Source organism: Stenotrophomonas sp. CCNWLW162, from assembly GCF_037203745.1.
In the GTDB taxonomy this organism is placed as follows: domain Bacteria; phylum Pseudomonadota; class Gammaproteobacteria; order Xanthomonadales; family Xanthomonadaceae; genus Stenotrophomonas; species Stenotrophomonas maltophilia_AQ.
Genome location: NZ_JBBCBL010000002.1, coordinates 471,559 through 495,635 on the forward strand (window position 1 = coordinate 471,559; position 24,077 = coordinate 495,635).

The 24,077-nt window shown below is 66.4% G+C and carries 17 protein-coding genes; 5 read left to right on the plus strand and 12 right to left on the minus strand.

From position 1 onward, the window contains the following. Positions 1–6: 6 nt before the first annotated feature. Complete coding sequence (locus V9K93_RS07160) at positions 7–1,203, minus strand: sugar MFS transporter (RefSeq protein WP_337302403.1); 1,197 nt, start codon at positions 1,201–1,203, stop codon at positions 7–9. A 490-nt stretch (positions 1,204–1,693) separates the two neighbouring features. Here V9K93_RS07160 and V9K93_RS07165 point away from each other — a divergent pair, with 490 nt between their 5' ends. The 3 genes from V9K93_RS07165 (at position 1,694) to V9K93_RS07175 (ending at position 7,503) form a co-directional block, all read left to right on the plus strand. Next, on the plus strand, positions 1,694–4,684 hold the full coding sequence (locus V9K93_RS07165; RefSeq protein WP_337302272.1) for a TonB-dependent receptor: 2,991 nt from the start codon (positions 1,694–1,696) through the stop codon (positions 4,682–4,684). 119 nt (positions 4,685–4,803) lie between these two features. Continuing rightward, complete coding sequence (locus V9K93_RS07170) at positions 4,804–5,814, plus strand: cupin-like domain-containing protein (RefSeq protein ID WP_337302273.1); 1,011 nt, start codon at positions 4,804–4,806, stop codon at positions 5,812–5,814. 114 nt (positions 5,815–5,928) lie between these two features. Continuing rightward, the gene (locus V9K93_RS07175; protein ID WP_337302274.1) at positions 5,929–7,503 is read left to right on the plus strand and encodes a sensor domain-containing diguanylate cyclase; all 1,575 of its coding nucleotides are present in this window, start codon (positions 5,929–5,931) and stop codon (positions 7,501–7,503) included. 39 nt (positions 7,504–7,542) lie between these two features. Here the strand turns inward: V9K93_RS07175 and V9K93_RS07180 are convergent, their stop codons facing one another. The 11 genes from V9K93_RS07180 to V9K93_RS07230 all read right to left on the minus strand — a co-directional run bounded on the left by V9K93_RS07180 (position 7,543) and on the right by V9K93_RS07230 (position 19,310). Continuing rightward, positions 7,543–8,415, minus strand: coding sequence for an energy transducer TonB (locus V9K93_RS07180; protein WP_046986064.1), 873 nt, complete (start codon positions 8,413–8,415; stop codon positions 7,543–7,545). 72 nt (positions 8,416–8,487) lie between these two features. Further along, positions 8,488–10,218: a bifunctional isocitrate dehydrogenase kinase/phosphatase gene (gene aceK / locus V9K93_RS07185; protein ID WP_337302275.1), complete on the minus strand. Its 1,731-nt coding sequence runs from the start codon at positions 10,216–10,218 to the stop codon at positions 8,488–8,490. Positions 10,219–10,365: 147 nt separating this feature from the next. Next, a complete protein-coding gene (locus tag V9K93_RS07190) occupies positions 10,366–10,725 on the minus strand; it encodes a hypothetical protein (RefSeq protein WP_012512293.1) in 360 nt (119 codons plus the stop codon). Between the two features lie 53 nt (positions 10,726–10,778). After that, positions 10,779–11,195: a roadblock/LC7 domain-containing protein gene (locus tag V9K93_RS07195; protein ID WP_046986066.1), complete on the minus strand. Its 417-nt coding sequence runs from the start codon at positions 11,193–11,195 to the stop codon at positions 10,779–10,781. Next, on the minus strand, positions 11,188–11,736 hold the full coding sequence (locus V9K93_RS07200; protein ID WP_253078619.1) for a GTP-binding protein: 549 nt from the start codon (positions 11,734–11,736) through the stop codon (positions 11,188–11,190). Before V9K93_RS07200 ends, V9K93_RS07195 begins: the two co-directional genes overlap by 8 nt. Beyond that, entirely contained in the window at positions 11,729–12,697 is a 969-nt protein-coding gene (locus V9K93_RS07205) for a hypothetical protein (RefSeq protein ID WP_337302276.1), read from the minus strand. Before V9K93_RS07205 ends, V9K93_RS07200 begins: the two co-directional genes overlap by 8 nt. 308 nt (positions 12,698–13,005) lie before the next feature. Next, positions 13,006–15,228: an NADP-dependent isocitrate dehydrogenase gene (locus tag V9K93_RS07210; RefSeq protein WP_337302277.1), complete on the minus strand. Its 2,223-nt coding sequence runs from the start codon at positions 15,226–15,228 to the stop codon at positions 13,006–13,008. A gap of 307 nt (positions 15,229–15,535) precedes the next feature. Beyond that, the gene (locus tag V9K93_RS07215; RefSeq protein ID WP_337302278.1) at positions 15,536–16,045 is read right to left on the minus strand and encodes a hypothetical protein; all 510 of its coding nucleotides are present in this window, start codon (positions 16,043–16,045) and stop codon (positions 15,536–15,538) included. Between the two features lie 44 nt (positions 16,046–16,089). Then, positions 16,090–16,383, minus strand: coding sequence for a LysM peptidoglycan-binding domain-containing protein (locus V9K93_RS07220; RefSeq protein ID WP_005419771.1), 294 nt, complete (start codon positions 16,381–16,383; stop codon positions 16,090–16,092). 233 nt (positions 16,384–16,616) lie between these two features. Next, positions 16,617–17,435, minus strand: a complete 819-nt coding sequence (queF, locus tag V9K93_RS07225; protein WP_136639424.1) for an NADPH-dependent 7-cyano-7-deazaguanine reductase QueF — start codon at positions 17,433–17,435, stop codon at positions 16,617–16,619. Positions 17,436–17,990: 555 nt separating this feature from the next. After that, the gene (locus tag V9K93_RS07230; RefSeq protein ID WP_136639174.1) at positions 17,991–19,310 is read right to left on the minus strand and encodes a M20 family metallopeptidase; all 1,320 of its coding nucleotides are present in this window, start codon (positions 19,308–19,310) and stop codon (positions 17,991–17,993) included. A gap of 186 nt (positions 19,311–19,496) precedes the next feature. On the opposite strand from V9K93_RS07230, the gene V9K93_RS07235 reads away from it, so the two are divergent. Both V9K93_RS07235 and V9K93_RS07240 read left to right on the plus strand, forming a co-directional pair. Further along, entirely contained in the window at positions 19,497–20,741 is a 1,245-nt protein-coding gene (locus V9K93_RS07235; protein WP_136639173.1) for an efflux RND transporter periplasmic adaptor subunit, read from the plus strand. 74 nt (positions 20,742–20,815) lie between these two features. Then, the gene (locus V9K93_RS07240; RefSeq protein ID WP_136639172.1) at positions 20,816–24,049 is read left to right on the plus strand and encodes an efflux RND transporter permease subunit; all 3,234 of its coding nucleotides are present in this window, start codon (positions 20,816–20,818) and stop codon (positions 24,047–24,049) included. The last annotated feature ends 28 nt before the right edge of the window (positions 24,050–24,077 follow it).

Sequence of the window (24,077 nt, forward strand, 5' to 3'; positions counted from 1 at the left end):
CGTGGCTCACGGCGCCGGTAGCCGTGAGCCGTTCCATGCATAGAAGGCGATGTAGACGTAGCACAGCATCGGCAGCAGGAAAGACACCTGCAGGCCGTAGCTGTCGGCCAGCCAGCCCATCGCCAGCGGAATGACCGCGCCACCAACGATGGCCATCACCAGCAAGCTGGAGGCCTTTCCTGTGAGTGCGCCGAGGCGCGCGATGGCCAGGGCGAAAATGGTCGGGAACATGATGGAGTTGAACAGACCGATGCTGACCACGGCCCACTTGGCCATACCGCCACTGGCGGTGACCGTGATGCCCAGCAAGACCATCACCATCAGTGCGAACAGGCCAAGCAACTGGCGTGCGTCCAAGCGTGCCAGTAGTGCGGCACCCACCAGGCGGCCGGCCAGCGCACCGCCCCAATACAGCGAGACATAGCCGGTAGCCTCCTGTTCGGACAGACCCTGGCCGATGCCCGGCGAGGACAGGAAGTTAACCAGCACGCTGCCGACGGATACCTCCGCACCGACGTAACAGAAGATGGCCAGCACGCCCAGGCGCACGTGGCGATGGCGCAGCACATCCCACACGCGGCCTTCGCCGCTGATGCGCCCCTCCACGCCCGCAATGGTGGGCAGGCGGAACATCCAGATCGCCACGGCCAGCAGGAACAGCGCCACCGCCAGGCCGAAGTACGGCAGCTGCACCGACTGTGCTTCGGCCGCACGATAGGCCAGTGCTTCGGCCTGCGGCAGCAGGGCCAGCTCATCCTCGCTGCGTGGCTGCGCCGAGAGGATCAGCAGGCCGCCGAACAGTGGCGCCAGCGTCGTGCCCAGCGCGTTCATCGCCTGCGCCAGGGTCAACCGGCTGGAGCTGGTGCGCTCGTCACCGAGCAGCGCAACGTATGGATTGGCGGCCACCTGGAGCACGGTGATGCCGGTGGCCAGCACGAACAGCGCCGCCAGGAACAGGCTGTACACGTGTGCGGCGGCCGCCGGCCAGAACATCAGCGCACCCACGCAGGCGATCGCGAGGCCGGCGACGATGCCGCGCTTGTAGCCGACCGCCGCCACCAGCCGGCCGGCCGGCAGTGACATCAGGAAATACGCGCCAAAGAAGGTGAACTGGATCAGCATCGCCTGCACCCAGGTCAGTGCGAAGGCGGCCTTCAGGTGCGGAATGAGGATGTCGTTGAGGCAGGTGAGGAAGCCCCACATGAAGAAGATCGCGGTCACCACAGCCAGCGCGCGGGTATTGCCCTGCACGTGCTGTCCGCTGACGGTCGTTGCTGTGTCCAAAGCCTGTCCTCCCGGTCAGTGATTAAAGCCATCCATCGGTCATGTGCGACATGCGACGCCGCTCCGGGTTGTCCAGCGCTGTCAGCTCGCTGCACCCCGTCCTGGCAAGGTTCCGCACCGCCATCCGCGCAGTTTCGTTCTGCACCGCACAACGCTTTTCCGCAATCGGATTGGCAGCGCTGTCATACCTTGAAAACCGCTGCAGATGCCTTCCTTTAAGGCAATTCATCGGTGCGAGCGGGCCCATGGCAACGGTTACATCACGGCCGGCACGACCGCTGGTCAGGCGCACTTGATGGCAGTTTGTTGACAACGCTGTCAACCGTCGCTCCAATCCGGCCACGTGCAGTAACCGCGATCACGACAGCGCCGCACCGACACAACCGAATTCCCTGGGGAGGGAGCTTCCATGAAGACGTACACGGCAGTACCTCGCAAGACGATGCTCACTTCCGCGCTGCTTGCAGCACTGGCCGCTCCGGCCTGGGCACAGGACGCGCCCGCCGCCGCCCCTGCCGACCCAGCCACGCTCGATACCGTGCAGGTCACCGGTATCCGCGGCAGCCTGCAGTCGTCGATGAACCTCAAGCGCGACAGCCAGGGCGTGGTCGATGGCATCGTCGCCGAGGACATCGGCAAGTTCCCGGACACCAACCTGGCCGAGTCGCTGCAGCGCATCAGTGGCGTGTCGATCGACCGCACCTCCAGCGGCGAAGGCTCCAAGGTGACCGTGCGCGGCATCGGCCCGGACTACAACCTGGTGTTGTTGAATGGCCGACAGATGCCTGCATCCAACCTTGGCAACGGCGGTGGCGGCCTCAACGGCTCGCGCTCGTTCGACTTCGCCAACCTCGCATCCGAATCGGTTTCGGCCGTTGAGGTGTACAAGACCAGCCGCGCCGACAATCCGGCTGGCGGCATCGGCGCCACCATCAATATCAAGACGATGCGCCCGCTGGAATCGGAGCCGGTGATCAGCCTGGGCCTGAAGGCGGTCAATGATTCATCCAACGACAACCTGCCGCGCACGCTGCAGGGCTCGAACATCACCGGCGAGCTGTCGGGCATCTTCAGCCAGCGCTACGCCGATGACCGCTTCGGCGTGACCCTCAGTGCCAGCCATCAGGAGCGCGATTCGGGCTTCAACCAGGCCACGGTGGCCGAGGGCTGGGCGACCCTGTACGGCAACAACACCACGGACTGGCGTGCGCTGCCGCAGCCTGGCCAGGGCTACGCCGATCGCATCACCAACCGGCCCGGGCCGGACGATGTGTACGCACGCCCGCAGAACACCGCCTACAACGTCAATGGCGTGCAGCGCCAGCGCACCAACGCGCAGGCTACGTTCCAGTGGAAGCCGGCCGACAATGTGACGACCACGCTGGACTACACCTATGTCGAGAACAAGGTGCAGCAGCAGCGTAGCGAACTGTCGGTATGGTTCAACTACGGCCCCGGCGACAGTACCTGGACCAGCGGCCCGGTGGCCGCGCCGATCATCTACAGCGAGGACATGACCAACTCCGATGTGTCGATGGGTGGCGCCAAGCTGGCCACCAAGACCGGCATGCATTCGCTGGGCTTCAACGTGGACTGGGAAGTGAACGATGCGCTGGACCTGTCGTTCGATGCGCACAACTCCACCGCCGAATCGAAGCCGGACAGCCCGTATGGTTCTGCCGGTGTGCTGGGCGTGGCCGCCTTCGTGCGCGGCAAGACCACGGTCGACTACAGCGGCGACCTGCCGATCATCAACATCGCCCTGCCGCCCGGTGGCGTGCAGGCATCCGATGCGCTGGTGACCGGGTCGGTATTCCAGAACAGCTACAACAAGTCCAAGGTGCAGCAGTACCAGGGCCGCGGCACCTTCCGCTTCGCAGACTATTCGGCCCTGGACTTCGGCATCGGCCACGCCCAGGTGGAGAACCGCTCGGCCTCGGCGATCATGCAGCGCAATACCTGGGGTGGCCTGGGAACGCCGTCCGACTACGCCGATGACATCTGGTATGCGGACAACATGGCCAAGTACTTCAAGGCATTCTCCGGCCACAGCGATCCGCGCCTGACCGGCCAGTTCCTGGTCTTCGACTTCGACCGCCTGATCGATCGCGCCGCGCAGGTCGGCACCGCATCCGATCCGGCATGCCCCAGTTGCTACTACGCGCCCAGCGAGTATTCAGAGGACATCCGCACCACCGAGAAGACCCGCAGTGCCTACCTGCAGTACCGCACCAGCTTTGACTGGTCGATGCCGCTGCACGTAGCCGCCGGCGTGCGCTATGAGCGCACCGAAGTGGAATCGAACGCGATGGTTCGCGTGCCCACCGGTATCAGCTGGGGCTCGGCCAACGAGCTGAACATCGTCTATGCGGCCGACAGCAGCTTCATCGGTGGCCGTGGCAAGTACGACTACGTGTTGCCCAACGTCGACCTGAAGCTGGACCTCAGCGAATCGCTGGCACTGCGCGGCAGCTACAACCGCACGCTGGGCCGTCCCAGCTGGACCCAGATCCAGAGCGGCCAGTCGCTGGCCGACATCGTGCGCACCCAGGGCGGTACCGCCAGTCGTGGCAACCCGGGCCTGGAACCGCTGATCTCGGACAACTTCGACCTGTCGCTGGAGTGGTACTACGGCGAGGCCAGCTATGCCTCGGTTGGATTCTTCCGCAAGAACATCAAGAACTTCATCAGCGACACGATCGTGCGCGAGAACACCGGGACGCTGCACACCCCGGTGGGCGGTGCGTACTGGAACGAGGCACTGGCCTCCGGCTGCGGCACCACCGACATGCCCTGCATCCGCGACCATATCTTCACCAACCATGCCGGCGATCCCGGCGTGACCTACACCGGCACCAATTCGGCGGGTCAGAAGACCGGCACCATCACCGGTCTGCCGGGAGATCCGATCGCCGGCTTCGACGTCACCGTGCCCGCCAACCAGCACTCGGACCATCTCGATGGCTGGGAAGTGGCGGTACAGCACCTGTTCGGCCAGTCCGGTTTCGGCGTAGCGGCCAACTACACCAAGGTGAAGTCGGGGCTGACCTTCAACAACCTGAGCCTGGGTGACCAGTACCCGATGATCGGCCTGAGCGACTCGGCCAACGTTGTCGCCTTCTATGACAAGAATGCCTGGCAGATCCGCGCGGCATACAACTGGCGCGACAAGTTCCTCAACGGCATCGGCGGCCAGGGGCCCAATCCCAACTACACTGCCGCCTATGGCCAGCTCGATCTGAACATCAGCTACGCGGTAAGTGACCAGCTGACACTGAGCCTGGAGGCGATCAACCTCACCGACGAGACCATGCGCACGTACTCGCGCCATACCAACATGCTGCGCTACGCCACCCAGACCGGCCCACGCTACATGTTCGGCGTGCGCTACAAGTTCTGACCTGTTGCAGGGCCGTGGAGCCGGGCGCCGGCTCGGCCCTGCCGGGCCGGGACGGGGCCGTGCATCCCGACGGAGCCGAGCGTACGCTCGGCTCTACACACCGCTCCGGATTTGCGCGCATGCTGGCCCAACCCCGCCCCATCGATGAAGTGCATGACCTGGGCCCGGCGCAGCTGCACGAGCAGCTGCCCACCTGGACCACACCCAAGGTGATCCGTGGGCTGGTGGCACACTGGCCACTGGTGGCCGCCGCGCGCCGGTCCGCCGCCGAGGCGGTGGCCCACCTTGCCCTGTTCGATCACGGGCAGATGCCGGTGACCACCACCACGGCCGCGCCGGGAGCGGGTGGGCGGCTGTTCTACAACGAGGACATGAGCGGCTTCAACTTCCGCCGCGAGCAGGTGCCGCTGAAAGTGGTGCTGGCCACGCTGCTGAAGTACGCCCACGATCCGTCTCCACCATCGATCTACGTGGCATCGACCACCCTGGACAGCTTCCTGCCTGGCCTGGCCGAGGCCAATCCGCTGCAGCTGGGCGTGGCTGACCCGCTGACCAGCATCTGGATAGGCAACCGCTCGCGCATCGCCGCCCACCAGGATGTGCCGGACAACCTGGCCTGCGTGGCCGCAGGACGTCGCCGGGTCACCCTGTTCGCTCCCGACCAGGTGCGCAATCTCTACATCGGCCCTCTGGATCTCACCCCGGCAGGCCAGGCCATCAGCCTGGTTGACTTCCACGCACCGGATTTCGAGCGCTTCCCACGCTTCGGCCAGGCACAGGCGCAGGTGGCGGAACTGGAGCCAGGCGACGCCGTCTTCATTCCTTCACTCTGGTGGCACCACATGGAAGGGCTGGATGCCTTCAACGTGCTGATCAACAGCTGGTGGCGCCCGGTGCCGTCATGGATGGACTCACCAATGAACGCACTGATGCTGGCGATCCTGGCGTTGCGCGATCTGCCCGAAGCGCAGCGCGCGCAGTGGCGTGTGATGTTCGATCACTATGTGTTCGACGCCAATATGTCGACCAGCGCACATATCCCTACGCAGGCACGCGGCGTACTTGCGCCACTGAGCGAAGAGCGTGCCGGGCAGATCAGGAACATCCTGCGCCAACGCCTGCAACGGTGAGCCCTGCGCGGGGCGCGCACTTCACCCGCGGCGGCCCCGTTTGTGGCGATAATGCAGCCCCGCCTCCGCCGGCACCTGCCCGCGCTGAGCGCCCTCCGCCTCCGTTTGCCCCGCATGCGCCTGATTTCGCCCCGCCTCAACCTGGGCAAGCTGATCCTTGCCCTGGCCCTGCTCAGTGCCATCATTGCCTTGGCCAACACCCTGCTGGCCAGCTACCGGGTGCAGCGCGACCAGCTGGTCGGCAACACACTGGAAGCGAACCGTGTCTATGCCACCAAGCTGGCCGAGACCACCCAGAACTTCCTGCTGGCCGCACAGCAGGAGCTGGCCTACGCCGCCACCCGGCTCGGCCAGAGCGACCTCGATCGGGTACAGGCGCAGGACGAAGCCAGCCGCCTGCAGCTGCAGACCAACAGCTTCAACTCATCGCTGGTGGTGGATGCCGACGGCCTGGTGATCGCCACCTCTCCACAGACCCTGCAGCTGCAGGGTGAAATCCTGCACAGCGTCGGCAACAACGCCGCATTGGCGGCGCGCCAGCCGATGATCAGCGACCCGTACCAGTCGGCCACCGGCAAGCTGCTGGTCTCGCTGTCGCACCCGATCTTCGACCGCCAGGGCCACTATCGCGGTTATGTCAGTGGCACCCTGTACCTGCGCCAGCGCAGCGCGCTGCATACGCTGCTGGGCAAGCACTACTACCGCGACGGTTCCTACCTGTACGTGGTCGACCGCCACGGCCGCCTGCTGTACCACGCCGATGGCAAGCGGGTGGGTGACTATGTGGTCGGCAACCCGGCGGTGAAGGCGGTGATTCGCGGCGAACGCGGTGCACAGCAGGTGCGCAACAACCGCGGGGTGTCGATGCTGGCCGGCTATGCACCGGTGCCGGCCACCGGCTGGGGCATCATCGCCCAGCGCCCGACCGAATCCACCCTGCAGCCGCTGTCGCGGTTGATGACCGCAGTGATCTGGAACGCGATCCCGCTGGGCCTGCTGTCGCTGCTGATCACCTGGTGGTTTGCGCGCCGCATCTCGCTGCCGCTATGGCAGTTGGCGCGCAACGTGCAGGGCGGTGAGGACACCGGCAATGCGATCAACCACGTCAGCGGCATTCGTGCCTGGTATTTCGAGGTCGCCCAGCTCAAGCAGGCGGTACTGCACAGCTTCAACGCGCTGCAGGACCGGATCGGCACGCTCAACCGCGCCAGCCGCACCGATCCACTGACCGGCCTGCTCAACCGCCGCGGCCTCCAGCAGGCGCTGGATGCGCTGCAGGTGCAGCGCATCCCGTTCGCGATCCTGGCGCTGGACATCGATCGTTTCAAATCGATCAACGACAGCCACGGCCATGACGTCGGCGACGCCGCCATCGTCCACATCGCCGACCAGATGCGCCGCTACTCGCGCGACAGCGACATCCTCTGCCGCGCCGGTGGCGAAGAGTTCCTGCTGTTGCTGCCGGGCATCGGCACCGAATCGGCGCGGCAGGCCGGCGAGCGCCTGCGCCACCATATTGCCGATCATCCGTTCGAGCCGGTCGGCACCATCACCGTGTCGCTGGGCGTGGCGCATTTCCCGAGCTTCCATGTCGACGCCGAGCAGGCGCTGCGGCTGGCCGACAAGGCGCTGTACCTGGCCAAGGAACAGGGCCGCAACCGGGTGGTGGTGTACCCGTACGCGGACTGAGGCGGCACCGGATACGTCCGGCACCGCCTCCACGCGCCCTCACCCCAGCGGCGTCAGCAGCCGCGGGCCGTCGTTGCGGCCGACCATGTAGACGCCACCTTCGGGCAGTAGATCGGTACCGGACGCCTTCTCGTCTTCGCCTGTCTTCCATGGCGCCTGTTGGCGCGGCCCCGGAATGTAGGCCGACCATCGGCCATACCGCTCTTCCTTCCGGTCGAAGGCATAGCGGACCGGCACCCGCACGGTCCAGAACTCACGATCCCTGTACTCACCGGTGGTCGGCGGATTGAATGTCCAGCCCCGGGCCGTCGCCACGCTGGACTTTGCCAGCACATCGCGCAGCATCTGCATGGTGCGCTCGGGAGCGACCACCGCCAGGTTGGTCTGTTCGGCGATCACATCGGCGACCTTGCCATCGCGTCCCACCTTGACCAGCAGTATCACGTCGCCCTGGCCACGGATTGAAGCCGCCCGTTCCGGGTACGCCGGCGGGCGCATTTTCGCCGCACTTACGTCGTCGCTGGGCCGCGTCTGTTCATTGTCGATGCTGCCGAAGTTGGCATCGACCACCCGGATCTGCATGGTATTGCCGGTCAGGGTCTCGGCCAACAGGCGCAAGCGGACAGCGGTGCGCGCGAGCACAGGCTTGCCATCGACCAGCACTGGCTCGAAGCGCCAGCCCTTGACCGTGCCGTCAACCATTGCCGCCACGTCGGCGGCAACCTTCTCACGGCGATCCAGCTGGAAGCCTTCCACCTGGCCTTCGCGGCCGATATTGATGATACCGCTGAGCGTCATGCTGGCCTCGAGCTGCTTGCGTACTTCACGCGCGGTCTGTGCGTCGGCCACGCCGATGCAGGCGACACCACTGCCCAGGGCCAGCGTCAGGGCCAGGAAAAGGGAAGACCGCATTACACTCACTCCTTGTGCTTGGAGTGCCAAGCCTACCGCAGGCGGCGCTGCAGCTGGCAATGACAATGGCAATCACGCCAGCCGGTGTGCGCCCGCATAGGGCGGCGTATCCGGATAGTCACCGTGGGCGAAGCGTTCCTGCAGGCCCTGCCACCAGCCCGGGTCGAACAGGTGCCGGTAGTGCTCGCGCACCGCTGCCAGCTCTCCGCCCGGCAGGCCCATGAACGGGCCGAAACGCTCGGGAAACACATCGCGCGGCCCCACATGGAACCAGGGCTCGTCGGCCATGGCCTCCTCCGGCGTGCGCGGCTGCGGCCAGGCACGGAACACGCAGTCACTGACCAGGCAGAGCTCGTCGTAGTCGTAGAACACCGCACGGCCATGCCGCGAGACGCCGAAGTTCTTCGGCAGCATGTCGCCGGGGAAGATGTTGTTGCGCGCCATGTCGGTGATTGCCTGCGCGTAGTCGAGCACCGCCGCGCGCACCGCCTCCGCGCCCTGCTCACGCAGGTAGAGGTTCAACGGGCGGAAGCGGCGCTGCACGTAGCACAGGTTGATCTCGACCTCGTCGCCATCCAGTCGCACGCTCTGCGCGCACTGTTGCAGCAGTTCCTCCAGCAATGCCGGAGCGAAGCGGTCACGTGGGAACCGCAGGTGGCGATACGGCTGCGCATCAAGCAGGCGGCCGACACGATCCAGGTTGAATACCAGCGCATATTTTTCTTCCACCTGCTGCCGCGACATCGCCTTGGGCCAGGCGAAGCGGTCGCGGATCAGCTTGAACACCAGCGGGTAGCTGGGCAGAGTGAATACCGCCATGACCATGCCCGGCGTGCCTTCGGCATGCACCAGCCGTTCCTGCGGATGCTCGTTGAAGTGGCGGAAGAAGGTGCGGTAGCGCTCGGTCTTGCCCTGCTTGGCCCGGCCCAGCACGGTATAGATCTCGTCGATCGGCTTGCCCGGCAGCAGGCTGCGCAGGAACACCACGGCATCACCCACCGTGGCCAGATCGGCCTGGAAATAGCTGCGCGAAACGCCGAACAGGTGGGCGACATCGCGGCGCCGGGTCAGTACCGCATCGGCACGCAGGCCACGCTCGTCATTGACCAGCGCGATCACGCACGGCGAGAAGCGATGCTCGCCGAATACCCGGCCGACCAGATAGGCACGGCGCTCGCGGTAGAACACGGTATCCAGCAGCTCGATGCTGCGCACCGGCGTGTCGCCCCAATGCGCGAGATCGTCCTGCAGACGTACGGCAATCGCCGCCGCACAGCGCAGCTGGTGGGCATAGGGAATATCGAAACGGTAATCGGCCAGCACCCGCTGCAGCGCCTCCACCGGTCGCGTCGGCGAGACCGCATAGGTATGCCGGGCAACCGGATGGGTGATCGCATCGGACGGTTCGACATCAAAAGCAATGAACTCCAGCGCCGGATCCACGCCACGAGTGGCGAACAGCCGCCGCGACAACGTGTTGTAGAAGGTCTTGTACAGCTCGGCGTCGATCAGCCCCTGCAGCAGCGCGCTGTACTCCGCGTGCACCTGCAGCCACAGCGCGCGCTCGCCGATCACCTCTCCGGCCAGGCGACGCAGCGCGTCCATCTGTTCGGCGATGCACAGGTCGTACAGGGCAATGCGCTCGACCGCATCCTGGCGGGCGCCAGCCCAGTCGCGCTGCTCGAAGCGCAGGCGGGCGCGAACGGTGATCGCCGCGAAACGGGCGTGGTAATCCTCGAAACCATCGCAGATGGCGCCGGCGATGCGCGGCGCCAGTATGGTTGCGATGACAGGCTCGGACATGCACGACGTACCCGTGGAGGACCGTCTCCACCATACGCTGGCGTGTGCGATGCCGTCGAGCACGAAGGTAGTGCCGGCCGCTGGCCGGCAGCCCCTGGATCGTCGATGGATCGATGCAGATGCCGGCCAGCGGCCGGCACTACCGGCTCAGATCGCCAGTTCGGCCTCCACGTCCTGCACCTTGCGCCGGGCCAGTGCCAGGTTGGACTTGGTACGATCCAGCACGATGTAGAAGAACAGGCCCTGCTTCTTCGCCACCGGGCGCATGATGTGGTACGCCTTGCCCAGCGAGATCAGAATGTCCTCGATGCTGTCGTTTAGGTTCAGCGATGCGGCGGTCTTCATCTTGGCGCGGATCACTTCGGTGTTGCCGGCGGCGGCCACTTCCATGTCCATGCCGGCACCGGCCTCGCCCAGCAGCATGCCGCTCTCGTAGTCGACCAACGCTACTGCCTGCGCGCCGTCGATGCCCATCAGTGCGTTCAACGATTCATTCAATCCAGCCACGTCGCACCCCTTGTCGATGTTGGTTCGAGCCCCTCGTTCCCCTGCGGCCGGGCTCACGATCCGCCGAGTTCGGCCAGGATCGCCTGGCCACATTCCCTGCTCTGCCACAGCACCTGGCCGATCACGCTGCGCTGGTCGCAGGCCGCCATCAGCAGCAACGGCGCGCGCCCCTCGGCGTGGATGGCCAGCATCAGCACCTTGCCGCCCGCCGCTTCCAGCATCAGCGTCTGCAGATCGCCCAGCACCAGCTCGCGCCCCACCGCCGCTGCCAGCGCCAGCATCGCGCTGGTCATCGCCGCCAGCCGCTCGCCGCGCCCTTCGGCACCGGCACTCACCAGCGCAAAACCATCGACGCTGGCCAGCACGACCGTGCGCACGCCTTCCACGCGCTGCTGCAGGTCCTGCAGCAGAGGCTGCAGGCGCTCACGCTGGCCGGCATCGGGCAGTACCGCCATCTGCCCGTCAGCCATGCGCAGCCACCAGTGCGTGCGCTTCCATTTCGCTCATCAATACATCCATCAGCAGCAGTCCCTGTTCGCGGTCACGGGCATCCACCGCCAGCAGCGGCAGCGGCTGGTCATCGAGGTAGGCACGGGCGGCCCAGTCATCCAGCGCGGCGTGTGGCGCCTGATCCAGGTGGGTGACCGCCACCGCCAGTGCCAAGGATGATGCGAACGGGCGCAGCACCTGAAGATAGTCTTCCAGCTCGCTGGCCAGGCCGGCGCGACGCGCATCCAGCAGCAGCACCGCGCCACGTGCGCCCTGCAACAGGATCGGCCACAGGAAATCGAAACGCTGCTGGCCGGGTGTTCCGTACAGGCGCAGGCGCTCACCGTTGGGCAGGTGGATATCGGCGTAGTCCAGCGCTACGGTGGTCGACGCCTTGTCCGCACCCGCACGGTCACTGTTGGCAACGTCAGTGTCGATCACCGCGCCGGCGGCGATGCTGCGCACCAGGGTCGACTTGCCGCTGCCCATCCCGCCCAGCACCACCACCTTGTGCTCACGCATTGCGCTCGCTCCCGCGCAGGTGCCGCCACAAGCGGGCGAGCAGGCCGTTGTCGGTACCGGCGCCGTGCCTCGACGACGCTATCGGTGCGCCCGACGCCACCTGCAACTGTGCATAGCCGCACAGGTAGGCGGCATGGATGAAATCGCGCACCGCTGCGGCCGGCAGCTCGAGCAGCATCGCGCACTCGTCCACCGTGCAGGCCCGCTTGAGCAACAGCGAGCACAGGCGGAAGCCATCGTGGTCGTGCCCCAGCACGCGGAAGTCCGGCCAGCGCAGCAGTTTCACCGACGCGCTGCGCAGGCGTTCATCCAGCGCCTGCCAATGGCGGCTGCGCTGCGCCCATTGCCACAACAGCGGCCGCAGCGGTTGGCGCGGCCGCTCACCCGCCAGCGCCTGCAGGCGCGCCGGCGTCAACGCATCCAGCTGCAGGCGTTCGAAGGCATCGGCCAGGCGTTCCACAAGGGCGGCCGCTGGCTCCTGCAGCAGCACCGCCTGGTCGTGCTCCAGATCCATCAACAGCAACGGCTCGCCCGCATCACTCAGCAGTGCCTGGCCCTGCCGCAGCGGCAGCCGCTCGCGCAGCAGACGGGTGATGGCATGCGCACCATCAGCCAGGCGGATCGGTGCGAGTGCGTGCATGGCCAAGGGCTCCACTGCCAACTGCATGCCGCGCAATGCACGGCCGATGGCACTGTCATCAAGTACGTCCTGGTGGCCATCACCGTCACGCAGCTGGCCCCCCAGGTCCTCGATCCAGCACTGCAGTCGCGGACGCTGCTGACGCATGCGCAGGGCCGCGTTGCGCAGCGCCGGGGTATCGCGGATGACCAGCAGGTCGCAATCATCCAGGTCCTGGCTGCGGCGGATCTGGTCGTCCGGCAGGGCCGATGCCACGCGCAGCCGCTGCAGGAGGGCCTGCTCGCCCTGGATGTCGGTTCCCACCACCAGCACGCGTGCCATCCGTGTTCCCCGTGCGGCCACCTCCCCGGTGGCCTCGCGTCGCCAAGGCTAGGCCATCGCCAGCGGCAGCCGTCGTGATCGACTGCTCAGATCGAGGGCGGTTGCAGATTCACTCTTATCGGTTCTGCGACGGCCATCGCGGGCAAGTTTCATGCCCCTTTGACGGCATTCCGACAGCCGACGGATGTCGCGCTTTTCGGCTGGGGTCAGAGCCCTCTGCGGTGCAGAGGGATCCGACCCCCGCGGCCTGCAAAAAAGAAACCCGCGCCGAAGCGCGGGTTCCGGTATCACGACCGAGCGGCGATGGATCAGCCGCGCAGCTGCTCCAGCGCGGCGTTGAAGGTCGCGCTCGGGCGCATCGCCTTGCTGGCCTTGGCCACGTCCGGACGGTAGTAGCCGCCGATGTCCACGGCCTTGCCCTGCACGGCGATCAGCTCTTCGACGATCTTCTGCTCGTTGTCGGTCAGCGCCTTGGCCAGCGGTGCGAAGCGGGCCTGCAGTGCAACGTCTTCGGTCTGCGCGGCCAGGGCCTGCGCCCAGTACAGCGCGATGTAGAAGTGGCTGCCGCGGTTGTCGATGCCACCCAGCTTGCGCGACGGCGACTTGTCGTTGTCCAGGAACTGGCCATTGGCTTCGTCCAGCGCCTTGGCCAGCACGCGGGCAGCGGCGTTGTCGTAGCGGTTGCCGAGGTGTTCCAGCGACGCGGCCAGGGCCAGGAACTCACCCAGCGAATCCCAGCGCAGGTAGTCCTCTTCAACGAACTGCTGCACGTGCTTCGGGGCCGAACCACCGGCGCCGGTCTCGAACAGGCCGCCACCGGCCATCAGCGGCACGATCGACAGCATCTTGGCGCTGGTACCCAGCTCCATGATCGGGAACAGGTCGGTCAGGTAGTCGCGCAGCACGTTGCCGGTCACCGAGATGGTGTCCTCACCCTTGCGGATGCGGTCCAGCGAGAACGCGGTGGCTTCCACCGGCGGCAGGATGCGGATGTCCAGGCCGGCGGTGTCGTGGTTCTTCAGGTACTGCTCGACCTTGGCGATGACCTGCGCGTCGTGGGCGCGGGCAGCATCCAGCCAGAACACGGCCGGGGTGCTGCTCAGGCGGGCGCGTTCGACGGCCAGCTTGACCCAGTCCTGGATCGGCGCGTCCTTGGTCTGGCACATGCGCCAGATGTCACCGGCTTCCACGGCGTGCTCGAACACCACGGTGCCGGCATCATCGGTGACCTTGACCACGCCGTCGGCGGCGATCTGGAAGGTCTTGTCGTGCGAGCCGTATTCCTCGGCCTTCTGCGCCATCAGGCCCACGTTCGGCACCGAACCCATGGTGGCCGGGTCGAAGGCACCGTGCGCCTTGCAGTCGTCGATGACGGCCTGGTACACGCCGGCGTAGCAGCGGTCCGGAATGACGGCCTTGGTGTCCTGCAGCTTGCCTTCGGCGTTCCACATCTTGCCGGAGTCGCGGATCATCGCCGGCATCGAGGCGTCGACGATCACGTCGCTCGGCACGTGCAGGTTGGTGATGCCCTTGTCCGAGTTGACCATGGCCACGCCCGGACGCTGCGCGTACTCGGCAGCCAGATCGGCTTCGATCGCAGCGCGGGTGGCTTCAGGCAGCGACGGGAGGCGCGCGGCCAGGTCACCGATGCCGTTGTTGGAATCGAAGCCGGCCTGCTTGAGCACGTCGGCATGCTTGGCCAGCACGTCCTTGTAGAACTCGTTGACTGCCACGCCGAACATGATCGGGTCGGAAACCTTCATCATGGTCGCCTTCAGGTGCAGTGAGAACAGCACGCCCTGGGCCTTGGCATCGGCGATCTGCTCACTGATGAACGCGGCCAGCGCCTTGCGGCTCATTACCGCGGCATCGACGATCTCGCCCGCTTTCACCGCGGTCTTTTCCTTCAGCACGACGGTGCTGCCGTCCTTGCCGTGGAAGGTGATCTTCAGCGCACCGGCGTTTGCCAGGGTGGCCGACTTCTCGCTGCCGTAGAAATCACCGGCGGCCATATGCGCGACGTGCGACTTCGAATCCGAGGCCCAGGCGCCCATGCGGTGCGGGTGCTTGCGTGCGTAGTTCTTCACCGACAGCGGTGCGCGGCGGTCGGAGTTGCCTTCGCGCAGCACCGGGTTCACCGCGCTGCCCTTGACCTTGTCATAGCGCGCCTTGTAGTCGCGCTGCTGGTCGTCGGCCGGAGCTTCAGGGTAATCCGGCAGCGGGTAGCCCTGGTCCTGCAGTTCCTTGATGGCCGCCTTCAGCTGCGGCACCGAGGCGGAGATGTTCGGCAGCTTGATGATGTTGGCGTCCGGGGTGGTCGCCAGCTGGCCCAGCTCGGCCAGGTCGTCGTTGACCTTCTGCGCATCGCTCAGCAGTTCCGGGAACAGCGACAGGATGCGGCCGGACAGCGAGATGTCACGGGTTTCCACCGCGATGCCGGCAGTGGAGGTATAGGCGTCGACGATCGGCAGCAACGACTGGGTGGCCAGGAACGGTGCTTCGTCGGTCAGCGTGTAGAGGATCTTGGACATGGGGGACTTGGACTCTGTAGCAGTGCTCAGGGGAAGGCCGGCGCCAGCGCCGGGCCACGTGCAACCGTGTCACTTCCCCCGCCGCCGTCAGGGTGGGCGCGCGGCGGGGAAACCCCTGCATTGTCGCGTTTTCAGCCGCGCGGGGCAAAGCCGCGCCATACGCGGCGGTACTGCAACGCAGTGATTCGTTCGGCCGGGCTTGTGCGGCGGTGATGCGTGGATGAGACCCCGCCATCGCACCATAAAAAAAGACGCAGCCTCGCGGCTGCGTCCATCGTGAGCCCTGCCGGGAGAGAGTCGGCAGGACTTACTTGACCTCGAACTCCTGCGGCGTTCCGGCCGCCTTGCCATCGACGGTGACCTCGGCGCGGTACTTGCCGGCCGGCCAGCCCTTTGCATTCTTGAAGGTGACGTTGGTGGTTTCCGCACCGCTGGTGTTCAGGGTTGCGTTCTGTTCGCCGGCCACCTGGCCGTCCTGGTAGGTCAGCTTCGCGCCAACGGTGACGTTGTTGGCAGCGCCATCGGTCTTGACCGAGACGACGATGTCATCCTTCGGAGCGAACAGCGCCGCCGTTGCAACCGACTTGTCGGCGGCAGCGGTCTTGCCCACGGTGACCGCCGAGACGCTGACAGCAGCGGCTTCTGCCATCGGCGCCGGCGCGCCGGTCATCGGCGCCGGTGCCGTCTCGGCCGGAGCGGTTGCGGCGGGCGCGGCGTTGTTGTCGGTCGACTCTTCTTTCTTCTTGCAACCTACCAGGGCAACGCTGCCCAGCAGGGCGGCGATCAGGGCGGTCTGGAGCGGGGTGGTCTTGATCATTCGGGGTTCCTCCCAGGGATTGTCGGACGGCGTTCGATCGCCGTTTACTTCGGCGGCAGTTTCAGGGTCTGGCCCGGGAAGATCTTGTCCGGGTCGTCAAGCACATCGCGATTGGCTTCGAAGATCTTCTTCCAGGCATTGGCGTCGCCCAGATGCTGCTTGGCGATCTTCGACAACGAGTCACCCTTCTGCACGGTGTAGGTGCCGCCGCTGACGACGTCTGCGGTGCTGTCCACCGAAGCGCTGACGCCAGAGAAGTCTGCCTTCGGCACCTGCTCGGCGGTACTGTCGACGCTGCCACTGACGCCGGAGAAATCGGCTTTCTTCTCGGTACTCATCCACAACTCCCGTTTGCATGACTACGTGGTTCGCACGTTGCCATGACGGTTGTTAAATGGGGATGGTGCAGATGTGAAGCCGCCCCCCGGGGCGGCTGAACAATCGGGGCGGAAGGCACCCGCCGGGCTCGCCGTTGAACCGGTAGTGCCGGCCGCTGGCCGGCTTGGCCTGCACGCGGGTTCCACGCGGTTGCCGGCCAGCGGCCGGCGCTACCCGTAACCGCCTGAGGCGGCTACTGGCGCAGTTCGCGGTAGGTCGCAGCCGGCGCGGCGATGCCAGGGCTGGCGCGCCAAGGGTTGATGTCCAGGCCACCACGGCGCGTGTAGCGGGCTTCCACCTCCAGCCACTGCGGCTGGCAACGCGCGGACACCTCACTGAAGATCCGCTCAACGCACTGCTCGTGGAACTCGGCGTGTTCGCGGTAGCTGATCAGATAACGCAGCAGGCCCGCGCGATCGATCTTCGGCCCACGGTAACGCAGGCTGACGGTGGCCCAGTCCGGCTGGCCTGTCACCGGGCAGTTCGACTTGAGCAGTGCCGAGACCAGGGTCTCCTCCACCACCTCGCCCGCGTCGGCCACGAGGAAGTCCGCCTGCGGCGGGCCGTAGCAGTCGATTTCCACGTCCAGCCCATCGATGGACTCGCCCAGCGGCGCCTCGCGCAGTTCCGGCAGGCCGAACCGCACCTGCACCGGCGCACCGGCGCAGGCCGACAGATCGGTCACCAGGCGTTCGCGCAGTGCCTCGGCGCTGTCGATACGGGTGCTGTTGAGGGAGTTGAGGTACAGCTTGAACGACTTCGATTCGACCAGCCGCGGCGAGGTGCACGGCACCTGCACGGTGGCGACGGCGACCTGCGGCTTGCCGCGCGGGTCGAGCCAGCTCAGCTCGAAGGCATGCCAGCGGTCATGGCCGACGAATGGCAGCGCGGCGTCATCGAGGCCGATCTCGGCGCGGGCGCCGCTGCGGGGGATGGGAAACAGCAGGCCGGGATCGTACTGCGACGGGTAACTGACCTCGCGACCGAGGCTGGAATCCTGGGGGGTGTTCATGGCGCTTATTGTATCGCGCGCAGAGCGGACCTTCGGCCGGGTCGGCCAACGGCGGAGCCCCTCCGTGGTGGGTGGGTTGGTCGCGGGAAGCCCCGACTCCCGGGTGCGGGCCGGGGGGGTGGGGCTGGCGGGGACGCCGTGAATCCGCCCTTGGAGGCTTAGCCGCGCCATCCATGACGCGGATACCCAGCCACCCCCACCCGCCCGGCCCCCAGACACATTTCTGCCGCCGATCCACCACGGGAAAGATCAGAAAAATCAAAATCAAAAGCCGATGCTTCAGACGTTCATGACGTCCGCCGTGTCGACCAAGGTCGACACCTACCAAAGCAGGAGGTCGTTCCAACAGCCGCGGGAAGCTGTCGAAGGCGGGGTGGGTCCGGTTGAGGGGGTGTGAGCGGCATGGATGCCGCGACCAAACCCCCAAGGACGGGTTTACGGCGTCCCCCTCAACCGGACCCACCCCGCCATCCCACGGAATGCCAGCCTTTGCTGTTGCTCCGGCTGTTGCCGTTGCCTCTGCGGGTGCAGGGCTGCAAGCCCTGCCGGTAACCCTCACCCCGCCGGGGTGCCGGCACCGTGCAGGTAATCCAGGCTCACCTGCAGCAGCGCGCGCAGTCCCACATCCAGCGCCTTCTCATCCAGCAGGAACTTCGGCGAATGATTCGCCGGTGCCGTCGCCGGATCGATGCCCACGCTGGTCGAACCGACGAAGAAGAACATGCCCGGCACTTCCTTCGCATACAGCGAGAAATCCTCCGCGCCCATCTGCAGCGGCGGCTCGTACACATTGTCCTTGCCCACCACCGCCTGCAGGCTCGGCAGCATCTTCGCGGTCAGTGCCGGGTCGTTCACCGTGGCCGGGTTGCCTTCCGACTCGTAGATGTCGGTCACCGCCTTTGCACCGTGCGCGGCGGCGGTGTGCTCGGCCACGTTGCGCAGGTCGGCGAAGATCTGCTGGCGCATGCCTTCGTCGAAGGTGCGGATGGTGCCCACCATCTCCACTTCATCCGGAATGATGTTGTAGCGGATGCCACCATTGATCGCGCCGAAGGTCAGCACCGCCGGCTGCTTGGACAGGTTGGCGCGGCGGCTGACGATGGTCTGCGCGGTGCCGACCAGGTCGGCGGTGGCCACGATCGGATCCACGCCATTCCACGGCGCCGAGCCATGCGTCTGCCGACCGATCACCTTGATTCCGAAACGATCCGAGGCAGCCATCAACGGACCACCACGCACGGCGATCTGCCCAGCCTGCACGCTGGAGAACACGTGCAGGCCGAACACCGCTTCCGGCTTGAAGTCGGCGAACAGGCCTTCCTTCAGCATCAGTGCGGCACCGCCCTCCTCCGGCGGCGGAGCGCCCTCTTCGGCCGGCTGGAAGATCAGCATCACCTGGCCCGGCAGATCCTTCTTCATCGACACCAGTGCTTCGGCCACGCCCAGCAGGGTGGCGGTGTGCGCGTCATGACCACAGGCATGCATCACGCCCACGGTCTGCCCGCGATACTGGTCGGTGGCCTTGGAGGCGAACGGCAGGCCGGTCTGTTCGGTCACCGGCAGCGCGTCCATGTCCGCGCGCAGGGCGATCTTCGGCCCGGGCTTGCCGCCTTCGATGATCGCCACCACGCCGTGGTGGGCGATGCCGGTCTTCGGCTTCAGGCCCATCGCACGCAGGCGCTTGGCGACCTCGGCCGAGGTGCGTACCTCCCGGTTGGACAGCTCCGGATGCTGGTGGAAGTCGCGCCGCCACTCCACCACCTTGGCCTGCAGTCGCTGGGCGGCGGCGGTCACTTCCGGGCGCTGCGCGTCCTGGGCATGGGCGAGGGCCGGCAAGGCCAGCAGCAGGGCGGACAGCAGCAACGAACGGCGCATCACGATCTCCACGGCAGGGGGTTCCAGCTGAATGTAGGGCAACGCCGCCGCCACGGGAACCTCCGCGGCCGGATCCGGTCTTAGCGCCCGTCCCATCCGTCATGCAGGAAACGTGATGTGGCACAGGTATGCTTTGCGCAATGCCAACCGGGGCCGTGCCCCGTCCAGCCCTCTTGGAGTCCTTGAATGTCACGTGTTTGGAAGATCGTGCTGCTGGTCGTGGCGGTACTGGTGCTGGCTGTGGTCGGCCTGCGCGTACTCGGCGGGGGCAAGGACAAGGCCGGTGGCCCGGCGGCAGCTGCGCGCCAGGGTGGCGAGGATCCGGATGCCGGCCCGGTGCCGGTGACTGTGGTGGATGCGGCACGCCAGGACGTGCCGGTCTATGCCAGTGCCCTGGGCACGGTGACCGCGATGAACACCGTCACCGTCAGCCCGCAGGTTGGCGGCCAGCTGATGAGCCTGAACTTCCGCGAAGGCCAGGAAGTGAAGAAGGGCGATGTGCTTGCGGTGATCGACCCGCGCACCGCCCAGGCCAGTTATGACCAAGCGGTGGCTTCCAAGCGCCAGAACGAAGCGCTGCTGGCCACTGCGCGTTCCAACTACCAGCGCTCGAACGCGCCGGAGTATCGCCAGTTCGTCGCCAAGACCGATCTGGATACACAACGAAACCAAGTGGCACAGTATGAAAGCGCGGTGGCGGCCAACGAGGCCAGCATGCGCTCGGCGCAGGTGCAGCTGCAGTACACCAAGGTCACCGCGCCGATCACCGGTATCGCCGGCATCCGTGCGGTCGACGCCGGCAACGTGGTCAGCGCCGGCACCGCGCTGGTCACGCTGACCCAGATCCATCCGATCCACGTGCTGTTCAACCTGCCCGAGCGCCAGCTCGGCGATGTGCGCCAGGCGCAGGCCGCCGGTGCGGTACCTGTCGCGGCACTGGACCGCGCCGATTCGCATGTGCTGTCCGGCGACGGCAAGCTCGACGTGGTCGACAACCTGATCAGTGCCGACAGCGGCACGTTCAAGGCGCGCGCGATCTTCGACAACACCGACAACGGCCTGTGGCCGGGCCAGTTCGTCAACGTACGCATGCAGCTGCGCACGATTGCCGGTGGCGTGGTCATTCCGACCCAGGCGGTGCTGCGTGGCCCGGACGGCGAGTACGTCTATGTGGTGCAGGGCGACAACTCGGTGAAGATGCAGGCCGTGCGCAGCGGCGTGGAAGTGGGTGACAGCCAGGTGCAGATCGCCGAAGGCCTGAAGGGCGGCGAGCGGGTGGTCAGTGAAGGCCAGTTCCGCTTGAAGCCGGGCAGCAAGGTCACCGCGCTGAAGCCGGGCGAAACCCCGGCGGTGCCGACCGAAGCCGAGCTGAAGGCGGCCGAGCAGAAGAACGCTGGCGGCGGTGGCCGTCGTGGCGGCGGCCCGCGCTGAGCGCAGGCTACCGACCTCCCTCGCGCCGGCAAGCCTGCCGGCGCCGACATTGAAGTGCCAGCAAGGATCAGTCCGTGGGCTTTTCGACGATCTTCATCCGCCGTCCCATCGCCACCTCGCTGTTGATGGCGGGCCTGTTGCTGCTGGGCATCCTCGGTTACCGCAAGCTGCCGGTGTCGGCGCTGCCGGAAATCGATGCGCCCAGCCTGGTGGTCACCACCCAGTACCCCGGTGCCAACGCGACCACGATGGCCTCGCTGGTCACCACCCCGCTGGAGCGCCAGTTCGGGCAGATCTCCGGGCTGGAGCTGATGACCTCCGACTCGTCGGCCGGGTTGTCCACGATCATCCTGCAGTTCTCGATGGACCGCGACATCGACATCGCCGCGCAGGACGTGCAGGCGGCGATCCGCCAGGCCACCCTGCCCTCGTCGCTGCCCTACCAGCCGGTCTATAACCGGGTGAATCCGGCGGACGCGGCCATCGTCACCCTGAAGCTGACCTCGGACACGCGCCCGCTGCGCGACGTCAACAACTACGCCGACTCGATCCTCGCCCAGCGCCTTTCGCAGGTGCAGGGCGTGGGCCTGGTCTCGATCGCCGGCAACGTGCGCCCGGCCGTGCGCATCCAGGTCAATCCGGCGCAGCTGTCGAACATGGGCCTGACCCTGGAGCAGCTGCGCAGCGCGCTGACCCAGGCCAACGTCAACGCACCGAAGGGTTCGTTGAACGGCAAGACCCAGTCCTACAGCATTGGCACCAACGACCAGCTGTCCAGCGCCGCCGAGTACCGCGACACCATCATCAGCTACAAGAACGGCCGTCCGGTGCGGCTGTCGGACGTGGCCCAGGTGATCGATGGCGTTGAGAACGATCAGCTGGCCGCCTGGGCCGATGGCAAACCGGCGGTGCTGCTGGAAGTGCGTCGCCAGCCCGGCGCCAACATCGTGCAGACCGTCGAGCGCATCCGCGCGATCCTGCCGCAGCTGCAGGGCGTGTTGCCAGCCGACGTGCACCTGCAGATCTTCAACGACCGTACCGAGACCATCCGCGCCTCGGTGCATGAAGTGCAGTTCACCCTGATCCTCACCATCGGCCTGGTGGTAGCGGTGATCTTCGTGTTCCTGCGCCGGCTGTGGGCCACGATCATTCCCTCGGTGGCGGTGCCGCTATCGCTGGCCGGCACCTTCGCGGTGATGGCCTTTGCCGGCATGTCGCTGGACAACCTGTCGCTGATGGCGCTGGTGGTGGCCACCGGCTTCGTGGTCGACGATGCGATCGTGATGATCGAGAACATCGTGCGTTACATCGAGCAGGGCAAGAGTGGCAAGGAAGCGGCCGAAATCGGTGCGCGCCAGATCGGCTTCACCGTGCTGTCGCTGACCGTTTCGCTGGTGGCGGTGTTCCTGCCGCTGCTGCTGATGCCCGGCGTCACCGGCCGCCTGTTCCATGAGTTCGCGTGGGTGCTGAGCATCGCCGTCGTGCTGTCGATGCTGATCTCGCTGACGCTGACGCCGATGATGTGCGCTTACCTGCTCAAGCCCGACGCGCTGCCCGAGGGCGAGGACGCGCATGAGCGTGCGGCCGCCGCCGGCAAGCAGAACCTGTGGACGCGCACGGTGGGCCTGTACGAACAGAGCCTGGACTGGGTGCTGGGCCACCAGCGCCTGACCCTGGCCGTGGCCGGCGGCGCGCTGGTGCTGACCGTGCTGCTGTACGTGCTGATTCCCAAGGGCCTGCTGCCCGAGCAGGACACCGGCCTGATCACCGGCGTGGTCCAGGCCGACCAGAACATCGCCTTCCCGCAGATGGAGCAGCGCACCAAGCAGGTGGCCGAAGCACTGCGCCAGGACCCGGACGTGACCGGCGTGTCGGCGTTCATCGGTGCTGGCAGCATGAACCCCACGCTCAACCAGGGCCAGCTGTCGATCGTGCTGAAGGAACGCGGCGAGCGTGACGGCCTGGACAAGATCCTGCCGCGCCTGCAGAAGGCCGTCGCCGGCATTCCAGGTGTCGCGCTGTACCTGAAGCCGGTACAGGACGTGACCCTGGATACCCGCGTGGCTGCCACCGAGTACCAGTACTCGCTGTCGGACGTGGATTCGGCCACGGTGGCCACCCAGGCCACGCGCCTGACCGAAGCACTGCGCAAGCGCCCGGAACTGGCCGACGTCGACAACAACCTGTCCAACCAGGGCCGTGCGCTTGAGCTGAACATCGACCGCGACAAGGCCAGCGTGCTGGGCGTGCCGATGCAGACCATCGACGACACCCTCTATGATGCGTTCGGCCAGCGCCAGATCTCGACCATCTTCACCGAGCTCAACCAGTATCGCGTTGTGCTGGAAGTGGCGCCGGAGTTCCGCACCAGCACCGCGCTGATGGAACAGCTGGCCGTTGCCTCCAATGGTGCCGGTGCACTGACAGGCACCAATGCCACCAGCTTCGGCCAGGTCACCTCGTCCAACTCGTCGACCGCTACGGGCATCGGTGCGCAGAACACCGGTATCACCGTCGGTGCCGGCAACATCATCCCGCTGTCGGCGCTGGCCGAGGGCAAGGTCAGCAGCGCGCCACTGCTGGTCAGCCATCAGCAGCAGCTGCCGGCGGTGACGGTCTCGTTCAACGTGGCACCGGGCTATTCGCTGTCCGAAGCGGTGCGGGCGATCCAGGAAACCAAGGACAACCTGGACATGCCCACCCACCTGCATGCCGAGTTCATCGGCAAGGCTGCCGAATTCACCGGCAGCCAGACCGATGTGGTGTGGCTGCTGCTGGCGTCGCTGGTGGTGATCTACATCGTGCTGGGCGTGCTGTACGAGAGCTACATCCACCCGATCACGATCATCTCCACGCTGCCGCCGGCCGGTGTTGGCGCGCTGCTGGCGCTGATGCTGTGCGGGCTGAGCCTGTCGGTGGATGGCATCGTCGGCATCGTGCTGCTGATCGGCATCGTCAAGAAGAACGGCATCATGATGGTGGACTTCGCGATCGAGGCACGCCGCGCCGGTGCCAACGCGCACGAAGCGATCCGCCGCGCCTGCCTGCTGCGTTTCCGCCCGATCATGATGACCACCGCCGCGGCCATGCTCGGCGCCCTGCCGCTGGCGCTGGGTACCGGCATCGGTTCGGAGCTGCGCCGCCCGTTGGGCATCGCCATCGTCGGCGGCCTGCTGCTGTCGCAGCTGGTGACCCTGTACACCACTCCGGTGATCTACCTGTACATGGAGCGCTTCTCCGAGTGGCTGGCACGCCGCCGTGAACAGCGCGCACTGCGCGATGGTTCACTGCAGGAGCCGCAGGCATGATCCACGCCCCACTGCCGTGGTGGCCCGC